This window comes from Marinospirillum perlucidum (assembly GCF_003336805.1).
In the GTDB taxonomy this organism is placed as follows: domain Bacteria; phylum Pseudomonadota; class Gammaproteobacteria; order Pseudomonadales; family Halomonadaceae; genus Marinospirillum; species Marinospirillum perlucidum.
This window is the reverse complement of sequence record NZ_QFWJ01000002.1, coordinates 45,199-58,344: the sequence shown is the minus strand read 5'-3', so window position 1 is coordinate 58,344 and position 13,146 is coordinate 45,199. Positions and strand designations below refer to the sequence as shown.

The 13,146-nt window shown below is 53.6% G+C and carries 9 protein-coding genes; 5 read left to right on the top strand and 4 right to left on the bottom strand.

What is annotated here, in order from left to right; genetic code table 11:
- Positions 1-37: 37 nt before the first annotated feature.
- A complete protein-coding gene (gene hexR / locus DFK18_RS02765; protein ID WP_114416689.1) occupies positions 38-892 on the top strand; it encodes a transcriptional regulator HexR in 855 nt (284 codons plus the stop codon).
- Here hexR and DFK18_RS02760 read toward each other — a convergent pair whose 3' ends face one another.
- Positions 893-3,655: a putative bifunctional diguanylate cyclase/phosphodiesterase gene (locus tag DFK18_RS02760; protein WP_162299666.1), complete on the bottom strand. Its 2,763-nt coding sequence runs from the start codon at positions 3,653-3,655 to the stop codon at positions 893-895. It abuts the gene before it with no gap.
- 151 nt (positions 3,656-3,806) lie between these two features.
- On the opposite strand from DFK18_RS02760, the gene uvrD reads away from it, so the two are divergent.
- Entirely contained in the window at positions 3,807-6,056 is a 2,250-nt protein-coding gene (gene uvrD / locus DFK18_RS02755; RefSeq protein ID WP_114416687.1) for a DNA helicase II, read from the top strand.
- 51 nt (positions 6,057-6,107) lie between these two features.
- Here the strand turns inward: uvrD and DFK18_RS02750 are convergent, their stop codons facing one another.
- A complete protein-coding gene (locus DFK18_RS02750) occupies positions 6,108-8,393 on the bottom strand; it encodes a sensor domain-containing protein (protein WP_114416686.1) in 2,286 nt (761 codons plus the stop codon).
- Between the two features lie 20 nt (positions 8,394-8,413).
- Positions 8,414-8,788, bottom strand: coding sequence for a translation initiation factor Sui1 (locus DFK18_RS02745; RefSeq protein ID WP_114416685.1), 375 nt, complete (start codon positions 8,786-8,788; stop codon positions 8,414-8,416).
- An 89-nt stretch (positions 8,789-8,877) separates the two neighbouring features.
- Between DFK18_RS02745 and DFK18_RS02740 the strand changes: the two genes are divergently transcribed.
- Genes DFK18_RS02740 through DFK18_RS02730 form a run of 3 tightly spaced genes read left to right on the top strand, consistent with a single transcriptional unit; the run spans position 8,878 to position 12,016 of the window.
- Positions 8,878-9,786 carry an acyltransferase gene (locus DFK18_RS02740; RefSeq protein WP_114416684.1) on the top strand — a complete coding sequence of 303 codons (909 nt, stop codon included), beginning with the start codon at positions 8,878-8,880 and terminating at the stop codon, positions 9,784-9,786.
- 60 nt (positions 9,787-9,846) lie between these two features.
- A complete protein-coding gene (locus tag DFK18_RS02735) occupies positions 9,847-11,610 on the top strand; it encodes a putative bifunctional diguanylate cyclase/phosphodiesterase (RefSeq protein ID WP_162299665.1) in 1,764 nt (587 codons plus the stop codon).
- Positions 11,579-12,016 (top strand): group II truncated hemoglobin, encoded by a 438-nt coding sequence (locus tag DFK18_RS02730; protein ID WP_114416682.1) that lies wholly within the window; start codon positions 11,579-11,581, stop codon positions 12,014-12,016. Before DFK18_RS02735 ends, DFK18_RS02730 begins: the two co-directional genes overlap by 32 nt.
- 60 nt (positions 12,017-12,076) lie before the next feature.
- Here DFK18_RS02730 and fba read toward each other — a convergent pair whose 3' ends face one another.
- On the bottom strand, positions 12,077-13,141 hold the full coding sequence (gene fba / locus DFK18_RS02725; RefSeq protein ID WP_114416681.1) for a class II fructose-bisphosphate aldolase: 1,065 nt from the start codon (positions 13,139-13,141) through the stop codon (positions 12,077-12,079).
- Positions 13,142-13,146: the final 5 nt, after the last annotated feature.

The window sequence follows — 13,146 nt, the reverse complement described above, 5'->3', positions numbered from 1 at the left end:
GAATAGTCAGCCAAAGTCATCAAAAGATTGAATTGCCGTGATCAATATTCTGGAACACCTGCGTAAAACCCTGGATTCCTTCCGCCGCTCCGAGCAGAAGGTGGGCAATTATGTGCTCAAGAATCCCAATGAAGTGATTCACATGCGAATTGTCGATCTTGCGACAGAAGCGCATGTCAGTGAGCCGACAGTCGTACGTTTTTGCCGAGCACTGGGCTGCGATGGTTTTCAGGATTTCAAACTGCGTCTGGCCCAGGTGCTGGCAACAGACAGCAGCTTTACCCAGTTTTCCATGAACGACGGCGATACGGTTGCCGAATTCTCGCGCAGCATTTTTGATTCCACCATCGGTGTGCTGCTTCAGGTGCGCGACAAGCTGGATACAGCCAGCCTTCAGGAAGCCATACAGCTGCTCACTAATGCCAACCGGGTGGAATTTTACGGTTTCGGGGCCTCGGGTGCCGTCGCCGTGGATGCCCAGCACAAGTTTTTCCGACTGCAGATGTCCACGGCAGCCTATTCCGACCCTCATATGCAGAATATGTCCGCAGTGACCTTGACAGCAGGGGACGTGGTCGTGGCGATTTCCCAGACAGGGCGTACCAAATCCCTGATGCAGAGTGTGCAGCTGGCCAAGGAAGCCGGAGCCAGCGTGATCGGCTTGTGTCCTTCCGGTTCACCCCTGGCAGAAATGGTGACCCTGCCGCTGTATATGGATGTGCCCGAAGACACTGAGATCTATACGCCCATGAGTTCACGCATCGTTCATCTGGTCGTGATTGATGTCCTGGCTGTCGGGGTCGCCAAGATGCGTGGTCCGCGCTTGATGGAGCATCTTCAGGCCGTCAAGCGAAGCCTGCAGGGCCTGCGTCTGCCCGACCGTCTGCGTTAATCAGTTTCTTGTCGAACCCTCTGCCGACTCAGCCTGAGCCTGGGCTTCCAGAAGTTCATTGAGTCGGGCTGCCGGTAGTGGGCGACTGATCACATAGCCCTGGGCGTAATCACAATTCAGACGCTTCAGGGCTTCCAGCTGTTCTTCTTCCTCCACCCCTTCGGCTACGACCTGCATGCCCAGGCCATGGCCCAGAGCAATGATCGCACGGGTCAGAGTGCCTTCAGTGGTTTGGGCGCTGTCTGACATCAGGAAACTGCGATCGATTTTAAGTATGTCGAGCGGGAAGTGCTGCAGGTAGCTGAGAGAAGAATAACCGGTGCCAAAATCATCGATAGCCAGGGAAATACCGCGTGCACGCAGGTTTTGCATTTCCAGGGTGGCGGCTTCAGCATCTTCCATTAGCGTACTTTCAGTGAGTTCCAGCTGCAGTAGGCGCGCCGGGAGATCGAATTCTTCCAGTAGGTCACTGACTTCACTGACCAGATGGCCGCTTTCGACCTGCTGGGCAGCAATGTTGACGGCAATCTGGATGGCAAAGCCTTTTTGGTACCATTCCGATGCTTGGCGGCAAGAGGCCCGTAAAACGGCACTTCCCAACTCATTAATCAATCCACTGCGTTCGGCCAGAGGAATGAAAACTCCAGGCGGGATGCGACCCTGTTCGGGGTGTTGCCAGCGAGCCAGGGCTTCAGCACTGGTGATGCGGTTGGTGTGCAGATCCAGCTTGGGCTGAAAGTGTACGCTGATTTCATCGTTTTCCAGAGCCTTGCGTAGGTCCTGTTCCAGCCGCAGTTGTTCCAGACTGCTTTGACGAATGTCTTCATTGTAGACTTGAAGACGGTTGCCGCCGGTACTCTTGGCTCGCAGGCGGGCCTGGTCGGCCTGATTGATCAGAACCTGGAGTTCATGGGTGTGTTCCGGATAGCAGCTGAGACCACCACTGATGGTGATTCGCAATTCCTGGCGGTCAATATAGAAAGGATGGTGGAGGTGCTCCCTCAGCTCTTCACAGACTAACAGGGCCTGGTGTTCATCCGCTTCCAGAAGCAGAGCAAACTCATTACCCCCGGTGCGGGCAAGAATTTCGGCATCGGCTAGAAACTGGGTAATGCGTTCAGCGACCTTGCGCAGGAGTTGATCCCCGGCATGATGGCCCAGAGAGTTGTTATAAGCCTTGAAGCGGTCGATATCGAAAACCAGTAAAGCCAGGCTTTTGCCCTGGATGCGTGCGGAAGCCAGGCTTTGGTGGAGGCGATCATAAAACTGACTGCGATTGGCCAGTCCGGTGAGTTCATCATACTCTGCCAGGTAAGTCAGGCGCGCTTCGACCTCCTTCTTCTGGGTCAGGTCAGAGAAAATACCGATGGTATAAGGCTCCTGTTTGAAGCCACTGACGACGCGGATCACCCTCAGCCATTGTGGATAGCTCTCACCGTTAAGTCGCTGCTGGCTCAGTTCTCCTTCCCAGCGCCCCTCATTTTTTAGGCTGCGGGAAATGCCCTTGTAAAGCTTGTGGTAGTTGGCAAAGCAGGGGAGCTCCCAGAAATTGCCTTCTATGACCTCATGGCGTGAATAGCCGGTGATATCGACAAAGGCCTGGTTAACAAAGATGACCCGGCTTTCCGAATCAACGATGTAAGTGGCTTCACCCGAGGCCTCAAAAGCTTTCCAGGCCAGCTGCAGGTAGTCATCCTTCTCTTGTTCTTCTGTGATATCTCTGCGGGTTCCCAGCATCCGCTGGGCCTTGCCGGTGATTTCATGACGTTCTACTACTTCGCCATGGTCTTCCAGCCATCGCCAACTTCCACTGCGGTGGCGGATGCGGAAGCGGCATTGGTAGTGCTCGGTTTTCCCCTTGAGTGCGGCTACCAGTGTGCGGCGCATCTGTGGGTAATCATCGGGATGAACCAAAGGCTTGAGATGCCCCATGAAGTGAGGGATTTCATTCTCGGCATAACCGAAAATCTCTTCAAAATGGGAGTGATAGATGGAGTCACTGTCCAGATCCCAGTCCCACAGTCCCAGCCGACTGGCTTCTATGGCTTGGCTGATCCGCTTGCGTTGATCTTCCAGTTCCTGGCTGGTTTTCTGGTGCTGGCGCATTTCATCCTCAAGATCCAGGGTGCGGGCTTTAACCTCCTGTTCCAGGTTAGCCTGCTGTCCCTGTAGTTGTTGATTGAGTGATAGGATTTGCTGATGGCCCGCATGCAGATGAGTCAGTAGCTGGCGGTTGCGCCAGGCATTGGCGAGCAGAGCCAAAAGGGGAGCCAGTAGCAAAATAGGGGGTAGTGATTGATGACTGTAGAGGGATACCGCTAAAAGGGTCACCACACCGGGTAGGGCAAAGAGCAGAGCCGCGCTAATAAAATGGACGTAGATACTGGTCGTTAAAATGAGGGTAGCAAACCAGAGGGTGAAGGTCAGACCGATAGCCAGGGGGGCTGCTGGTACCAGGGGGAGTGACCAGCCCAAAAGTACGGCCCACCAGAAACCGATCAGCAGAGCACCCAGCCGCAAGAAGGCCAGATGTCTGGAGGCCTGATTTTTCTGTTCACGGATGGCCAGGTGGCGGGCTTTTCCGCCCGCCAACAGCAGGGCCATGCCGGCCCACCAGGCAGCCAGCCAGTTGCTTCCGGGCAAAACTGGCCATAAAAAGGGGAGGGCTAAGCTGGCTGCCAGCAAGGAAAGTCGGTAAAAAAGATCGGCGTCCTTGTACGAAGAAGCCAGGCGCTCCGCCATAAAATCTTGTTGTTTGTCCATTTTGGCTTGGGTCTGAGCTTTATTGTCAGTTGTAATTATCTTTGACTCCAACCCGATATATAACAGACTGGGAAGAGGCTGGCTATCCAGACTATGTTACTATTTTATTCTTGGTTTCTATCCTTTTTACCTGAGAATTTAGGCCTGACTCATGCCCTCATTGCTTGACTCTCCCCTGCTGCAAGACCTGAATGCTGCCCAGGTCGAGGTGGTCGCAGCGCCTCCCATCGATCTACTGGTTCTGGCCGGAGCCGGTAGTGGCAAGACCCGGGTGCTGGTGCAACGAATCGCCTGGTTGATCCGCAATGAGGGTTTTTCTCCCTATGAGATTCTGGCGGTTACCTTTACCAACAAAGCGGCCAAGGAGATGCGTCTGCGTCTGGAAACCCTGTTGGGCATGAGTCTTCGCTCCATGTGGGTGGGGACTTTTCACGGCCTGTCCCACCGCCTTTTACGAACTCACTGGCGCGAAGCCGGGCTGCCTGAATTTTTCCAGATTCTGGATGCTGATGATCAGTTGCGCCTGATCAAGCGTCTGCAAAAAGATCTGGGTGTGGACAGTGAAAGATACCCACCCAAGCAATTGCAGGCCTTTATCAACAGCCACAAGGAAGAAGGCCTGCGAGCTGCCCATGTGCTGCCGCGGGGTGATTTTGAGCGCAAGATGCAAGAGCTTTACCAGGTTTATGAAGAGCTCTGTCAGCGTCAGGGCCTGGTGGACTTTGCCGAACTCCTGCTGAGGGCCCTGGAAGTCTTGAGGGACACCCCGGCCTTGCTCAAACACTACCGTGATCGCTTTGCTCATCTGCTGGTGGATGAGTTTCAGGATACCAATGGTCTTCAGTATGCCTGGCTCCGGCTTTTGCGGGGCCCGGAAGGTCGTATCATGGCTGTGGGGGATGACGACCAGTCCATCTATGGCTGGCGCGGTGCCAAAATTGAGAACATCCAGAACTTTACCCGTGACTTCCCCGATGCCCAGCTATTGCGCCTGGAGCAGAATTACCGTTCCACTTCGACGATTCTGGAAGCGGCCAACGCCCTGATTAAAAATAATGCCGGTCGCCTGGGTAAATCCTTGTGGACTGATGGCAAGCAGGGGGAACCCATCCGCGTCTATGCGGCCTTCAATGAACAGGATGAGGCGCGTTTTATTGTCGATATTATCCAGCAGCATGTGAAAGATGGCGGAATGCGTAGCGATTGTGCGCTTCTCTACCGTTCGAACGCGCAATCGCGCACGCTGGAAGAAGCTCTTTTGCGCCAGGGCGTACCCTACAAGGTCTATGGTGGCCAGCGCTTCTACGAGCGCCTGGAAATCAAGAATGCCCTGGGTTATTTGCGTTTACTGGTTAACCGCCAGGATGATGCCGCTTTTGAACGCGTTATCAACACGCCCACCCGCGGTATCGGCACCACCACCCTGGAAAAATTGCGAGCCTATGCCCGGGATGAAGGTGTGGGGCTTTGGGATGCTGTCCAGGAGATGCTGGCCAAGTCCCTGATCAAGGGTCGAGGGGCCAGTAACCTCCACCAGTTCCTGGAATTGATTGAAAGCCTGGACGAAGAAACGCTGAGCCTGACTCTCCACGATACCGTGGATACCGTGATTGAAAAATCCGGTCTGCTGGATTTTCATGCGCGTGAAAAAGGTGAAAAGGGCCAGGCTCGCGTGGAAAACCTGAAAGAACTGATTTCTGCCGTTCAGCAATATGAGCCCCTATTACCACTGGAAGACCAGGAGGAGCAGGAAACGGTCAATCTTGAGGGCCGTGAAGCCCTGGCCGTGTTCCTGACTGAAGCCAGTCTGGATGCCGGTGACAATCAGGCGGATGAAAACCAGGATGCCGTTCAGTTGATGACCCTGCATACCGCCAAGGGTTTGGAATTTCCGCTGGTCTTTCTGGCGGGCATGGAAGAAGGACTCTTTCCCCACCAGATGGCCATGGATGAAGGTGAAGATCGTCTGGAAGAAGAGCGGCGGCTTTGCTATGTGGGCATTACTCGCGCCATGCAAACACTTTATATGACTTTTGCCGAAAATCGCCGCATGTACGGCCGTGATCTCTTCTGCCGCCCCTCGCGTTTTCTGACCGAATTGCCCAGAGAACTGCTTGAAGAAGTTCGCTTAAGGGCTGCCGTCAGTCGCCCTATGCAGACACCTTCCAGTCGGCCCCGGCCCCGCGTAGGTGGTGCTTCGGGTAATCCTCTGGAAGCCCCGGTCACCAATGAAGGCGCTGCCTTGAGAATTGGCCAGCGGGTGGCCCACAAGAAATTCGGTGAAGGCGTGATTCTGCATTGTGAAGGTCAGGGGGATAGAGCCCGGCTCCTGATCAACTTTGATAGTGCCGGGGAAAAATGGCTGGTTTTGGGCTTTGCGCCTCTGACCCCACTGGATTAAAGCAGGAGGCAGCGGGCGCTTTGCTGTAAAAACGGCCCGAGATGCCCCAGCTTAATCCTCCAGACGCGCCAATAGCTGTTCAGCCGGTTCAGGTTTGCCATAAAAATACCCCTGATGCAGGTAGCAGCCCAGGGAATAGAGAAAGTCTCTTTGCTCCTGAGTTTCTACCCCTTCAGCCACCACGGATAGCTTGAGGTGATGGGCGACAGCCATCATTGTCTCCACCAGCAGAGCATCGCTGGAATCCTGGGGTAAATCCTGAACAAAAGAACGGTCGATTTTCAGTTCATTGATGGGCAGGCGCTTCAGGTAAGACAAGGAGGAGTAGCCAGTGCCGAAATCATCAATGGAGAAACTGATGCCCAGTTGTTGCAGTTCCAGCATCCGCCGTGACGACTGCTTAAAGTCGGTAATTAACAGGCCTTCTGTGACCTCCAGGGTCAGTTGCCTGGGATCTGCGCCGGTCATTTCCAGTAGTTGGCGCACCCGTTCGACAAAACCCTGGCTGCGGAACTGGCGTGGACTGATATTCACGGCAAAGGATAATTGGGGGTGCTGAGGCATCAGTTGCAGGGTTTGCTTGAGTACCCATTCGCCCAGTGGCAGAATCAGGCCGGTGTCCTCCGCCAGAGGAATAAAGGCATCCGGGGGAATAATACCTTTTTCCGGATGCAGCCAACGCACCAGGGATTCGCTGCCATACACCCGTCCTTCTTGATTGGTTTTAGGCTGCAGGTATAGCTGGAATTGCTCCAGTTCCAATGCCTTGCGCAGCTCACCTTCCAGCTCAAAACGATTTTCAGCTTGGGCCTGCATGCTGGGTTCAAACAGGCGCCAGGTGCTGCGCCCGGCTTCCTTGGCTGCATAGAGGGCAATATCCGCTTCTTTGAGAAGGCGATCAAAGCTGGACTTTTTGGTGCTGAAAAAGGCGGCTCCCAGGCTACTGCTTAACAGGAATTCACCTTGACCGGGTAGGTTCAAGGGTTGGGCCAGGCTGCTCTGGAAGCTATCAAGACGCTCCTGCAGACGCTGCCGTGCTTGTTCCTCGCCATCCTGGCGGTCTTCGGTGAGCAGCAGAACAAATTCATCCCCACCAAAACGAGCCAGGGCTTCAGGCTCTCTGAGCAGTTGTTGAAGGCGTGTCGAAAGCTGAATCAGTAGATCATCACCAACCTGGTGGCCGCGAGCATCATTGATATTCTTGAAATGATCCAGATCGATAATGACCAGGGCGGCAACCGTGTCACCCTGTGCCAGGTGTTCTTGGATCTGGATGAATTTTTCCTGGAAAAGATAGCGGTTAGGCAGATTGGTCAGGGGGTCATAATAAGCCAAGAATTTGATTCGCTGTTCACTTTCATGACGCTCAGTAATGTCGCGACTGACACCCAGCACGCCGATAAATTCTTCCTGGTTGTTGATCAAAGGCGCCTTGAGCTTATCCAGGAGGCGATCCTGACCATCGGGGAAACGAGTCCATTCTTCAGAATGAACGATCTGGTGATTGGCCAGAACCTGGGTATCGGTTTGGTAAAAGGCTTTGGCTTGTTGGCTCGTGAACAGCTGATGGTCAGAGGTGCCGATAATGGCTTCGGGTTTCTTGCCGACAAATTCGGCAAACTGCTTGTTGCATCCCAGATACTGGCCTTCACGGTTCTTGAAGAAGATCATGTCGGGAATGGAATTGAGCAGGCCCTCCAGAATCGTGGTCTTCTCCTGAAGTTTGTGTTCAGCCTTGCGGCGATTGAGGATGTTCCAGATCAGCAGGCCGATGACGGTCAGCTGCGCCACCAGAGCCAACCAAAGCAGTTGAAAGTTACTCGCCTGGGAATCCACCAGGGCCTGGTAGCGTTCTTCGGCCAGTTCTTCCAGGCGGTCCTTGTATTCAAGAATGCTGGATTCGGCAACTTGTTTGCCTGTGATGTCGAGGATGACCGAAAACAGCAGGGTTTCCCCATCGTCGGTTTGCATGGGCCAGGAGTGAACTTCTACAGTTCGTATATCACCACTGGCCAGACGATGGGGGAAAATAAAGTAGTTACGATTTTGCTGGCGGGCCTCGGCACGTTCCTTGGCAACGTCTTCGGCATCCAGGGCATTGATCTCCTGGATGCTCATTCCCGTCAGTTCGGGGATAGCATAGCCGTAAAAATTGGCTGCTGCGGGGTTGGCATGACGAATTCGGCCGGTTTCCGGATCTATAACCAGCATGGGAGTCCCATACTCTTCAAAGAAGCGTTCGGGCAACTGGGCAGCGAGGGATTGACCGATGGCCTGGGTCAGAATAAAGCCTGCCAGTCCCAGGATGGTAATAGCCAGAAATAATTTGAGTTTCACACCTGCTCTCTTGTTGTTGTTCAGCCGCCAGCTAACTTGACTTTAAAACCCTTGTCTTCCAGTAGCTGGCGTAGCAATTGACGCTGGTCGCCCTGAATTTCAATCACCCGGTCTTTGAGGGCTCCCCCGGTACCACAGCGTTTCTTCAGACTGGCGGCCAGTTGTTTTAATTCGTCCTTGGGCAGAGGGACGCCGGTAATGGTTGTCACGCCCTTGCCCTTACGCCCCGAGGTTTCGCGGCGGATGCGAACGATACCATCGAGCTCCTGCAGATGCTCAGTATCGGCCAGCTCGTCACAGCGGCACGCATTTTTTGATTCCTGGCAGGCAGGACAGATATCGCCCTGCTCGGTAGAATAGACCAGACGACGGAGTTGGTCTTGCATTGATGCCATTCAACGACTCCTGAAAAATAACATATATTTGGTAGGTTTAATCTGCTTTCTATCAAATTATTAATGAGAATAACGCCTTGAGGAAGAAGATGCGACATCTGCTGATAGGGATACTGACCTCCAGTCTCCTTTTAATCAACACACTGGCGGGCATGCTGCCCATGCTGCTGTTAGCCCTGCTGAAATTTGTGATTCCGGTCAGAGCGGTTCGTGACCGCCTGTTTGAAGCGGTACGCTGGATTGCCAGCACCTGGGCAACGATTAATGTCTGGATTTTTCGCTACCTGACACCCACCTATTGGGATATTCGCGGTCAGCAGCAACTGAGCCGGGATAAATCCATTCTGGTGATCAGCAACCATCAAACCTGGGTCGATATTCCCGCCTTGATCGCAGCTATTCACGGCAAGGCACCTTTCTTTACCTTCTTTCTCAAGCGCGACCTGATTTATGTGCCTTTCCTGGGGTTAGCCTGGTGGGCGTTGGAATACCCGTTCATGCGGCGCTATACCAAAGAACAGCTGGCCAAGAACCCTCGCTTGCGGGGTAAGGACCTGGAGATTACGCGCAAGGCTTGTGATCGTTTGCAGGGACGAGCCGTTTCCCTGGTTAATTATCTGGAAGGCACACGTTTTACACCTGCTAAGCAGGAGCGTCAAAACTCACCCTATCGTTATCTTCTGAAACCCAAGTCAGGCGGTGTTGCCTTTACGCTCAAGGCCATGGGCAAGCAGCTGGATAGCCTGCTGGATGTCACTCTGGTCTACCCTGGCGATAAGCCGCCAACTTTTTGGGAGCTTCTCAGTGGTCAGGTTGGCCGGGTGATTATCGATCTGGAACAACAGCCACTGCCAGCCAGAATGTGTGAGGGGGATTACCAGGAGGATCGTGAATTTCGTAAGGAATTCCATGCCTGGATTGGTGATATCTGGGCTCACAAAGATGCCAAGATTGCACAATTAAAACAGGAGTTGGAAGCTTCGCAGTCAGATTCATGACAGCAGCGACGATTACTGCTAATTTAATGCCTGATTAACGCAGGGTTTATGGAGAGGTCTATGGATGATAGGAGAAAGGATGACATGCATTATCAGGTTTTAGGTGACCCTCTGCTTGCTGCGCTTGCCAAGAAGATCCGTCACGCCTTGGTAATTACCGATGCAGAAAAGCGCATCATCTATGTGAACCCTGCTTATCAGGCCCTGACCGGGGTAGCGGTGGCCGATGCACTGGGAAGGACGGCCGACCTCAATCATTCCGGTCGCTACAAACCGGACTTTTACCGCAAAATCTGGAAAAGTCTGGAAGAACAGGGCATCTGGGAAGGCGAGGTCTGGGATTACCACCCGGATGGAACGGCCTATCTGCAGCATCTAAGTGTTGAGGCCATCAAGGATGGCGAGGGGCGCATTCAGAATTATTTTGCACTTTTCAGTGACCTTTCCGAACAGCGTCAATCTCTGGCCGACCTGGAGCGCCTGACCCATTACGACCCTCTGACCGATCTGCCCAACCGCATGCTGTTTCGCAACCGTCTGGGTCATGAATTCAATATTTCTACCCGGCACAATTCACGCACGGGCTTGGTTTTGCTCAACCTGGACCGCTTTAAACTGATCAACGATGCCTTTGGCTTTGAGGCAGGTGATCAATTATTGGTGGAAATAGCCCAACGCTTGCAGGGTGGAATTCGCCGGACTGACCTCTTGGCCCGCCAGGAACAACGCCAGGAAAGGGATGCCGATCTGCTTTCACGCATGGGTGGGGATGATTTTTCCTTTGTTTTGAGTGAACTGCGCAGACCCGATGATGCCGGTATCGTTGCAGAGCGGCTGCTTAAAGCACTGGAAGCTCCCTTCTATGTCCAGGGTGAGGAAATTTACATCTCTGCCAGCCTGGGTCTGGCTGTCTACCCGGACAATGCCGATAATGAGGATGCCTTGCTGCAGTGCGCCGAGTCAGCACTTAATAAGGTAAAAAAAGAAGGCAAGGGCGGTTACCGCTTCTTTTCCGATGATCTCAATGTCAGCAGTGCCAAAAGAGTACGCTTGGAAGCCAGGATGAGAAATGCCATCGCCCGGGAGGAATTTGTACTCTACTACCAGCCCAAACAGGAGCTGGATACAGGCCGAATCAGTGGTATGGAGGCCTTGATTCGCTGGCCGACGGATGAAGGCATGATTACCCCGGGCGAGTTTATTCCTCTGGCCGAAGATACCGGGATGATTAATCCGCTGGGCCGTTGGATACTCTTCCAGGCTTTGCGGGATACGGTTACTGCCAGCAAGGCCCTGGGTTATCCGCTGCAGATCGCTGTCAATCTTTCCATGCGCCAGTTTCAACGTCCTGGTCTTAAGGAATTGGTGCAGGAAGCCATCGAGGAAACCGGCATTCTCCCTGAACAGGTGGAACTGGAAATTACCGAGAGCATGGTGGTGGATAAGGCGGATGAAGCTATAGAAACCATGCGAGGCTTGCGAGATCTGGGTGTTCGCCTGGCCATTGATGATTTCGGTACCGGCTATTCATCCATGGCTTATTTGCGTAATTTTCCCGTTAATACCCTGAAAATCGACCAGACTTTTGTCAGTGATCTGGTTTCGGCTGACAGCAATACCAGTATCATCTCTGCAGTGATTGGCCTGGGCCAGGGCTTGGGGATGAAAGTAGTCGCTGAAGGTGTTGAAACACGCCTGCAACGAGATCTTCTGGAAAAAGCCGGCTGTCATCTGGGTCAGGGTTATTACATCAGTTATCCACTGCCACTGAATGAATTAATCGAGTTACTCAATGCTGCCCAATCGACCCAAAAAAATTCGTGATCCTCTCACCGGCCGTTATTTTGGTGAGGAGGATGTTTCCTACCAGGCTGCTGGCGGTGAAGAAGGCATTCGCAAGCTATGTCGGGCCTTTTACCAGGCCATGGAGTCTCTGCCCGAGGCGGCAGGTATTCGTGCAATGCACAAGGAAGATCTGAGTGAGTCAGAAGACAAGCTGAGCTGGTTTTTGTTTGGCTGGCTGGGTGGGCCCAAGCGCTACCAGGATAAGTATGGCTCTATAGTGATTCCCCAGGCTCATGCACACCTGGATATAGGGCCCCAGGAAAGAGATGCCTGGTTGGCTTGCATGCAGCAAGCGCTGGATCAGCAGGACTATACGGAAGAATTCAAAGCCTATGTGATGCAAAGCCTGTGGATGCCAGCCGAGCTTAGTCGCACCCGCGAGTGAGGTTCAGATCATTAACAAAAAGCCCCGGCAAAAAAATTCTGCCGGGGCTTTTTTCAAGGCTTAGTTAATCTGGGGTTCCAGTTCGCCTCTCAGGTAGCGTTCTGCCATGTCATCCAGGCGGATCGCGCGGATCTTGCTGGCATGACCGGCCGTACCAAAGGCTTCATAGCGATTGATACAAACATCAGCCATGGCGTGCTGGGATACCTTCAGGTATTTGCGCGGGTCAAACTCGGCCGGGTTTTCAGCCAGGAAGCGACGGATAGCACCGGTTGAAGCCAGGCGCAGGTCGGTGTCGATATTTACCTTGCGAACACCATGCTTGATGCCTTCCACGATTTCCTCGACAGGTACCCCGTAGGTTTCCGGGATTTCACCGCCGAATTCATTGATGATTTCCAGCCAGTCTTGGGGAACGGATGAAGAGCCGTGCATCACCAGGTGGGTGTGAGGAATACGTGCGTGGATTTCCTTGATTCGACTGATCGCCAGAGTGTCGCCGGTGGGGGGCTTGGTAAACTTGTAGGCCCCGTGGCTGGTGCCGATGGCAATAGCCAGAGCATCCACACCGGTTTGCTTGACGAAATCAGCGGCTTCTTCCGGGTCGGTCAGCATCTGTTCGTGGCTCAGCGTGCCTTCAGCACCTACGCCATCTTCTTCACCAGCTTGGCCGGTTTCCAGGCTGCCCAGACAGCCCAGCTCACCTTCCACGGAAACACCGCAGGCATGAGCCATATCCACTGTCTTGCGAGTGACGTCCACGTTGTAGTCATAGCTGGTGGGTGTTTTGCCATCAGTGCCTAGAGAACCATCCATCATGACCGAGCTGAAACCCAGTTGAATGGAACGCTGGCAGACGCTGGGGCTGGTACCATGATCCTGGTGCATACACACGGGGATATGAGGGAATTCCTCGATAGCAGCCAGAATCAGGTGACGCAAGAAGGGTGCACCTGCGTATTTGCGGGCACCGGCAGAAGCCTGCACGATCACCGGGGAATCGGTACGATTGGCCGCTTCCATGATGGCGCGCATCTGCTCCAGATTGTTGACGTTGAATGCTGGAACGCCATAGCCGTGTTCGGCGGCATGATCCAGCAGTTGGCGCATGGAAATAAGAGCCATGATTA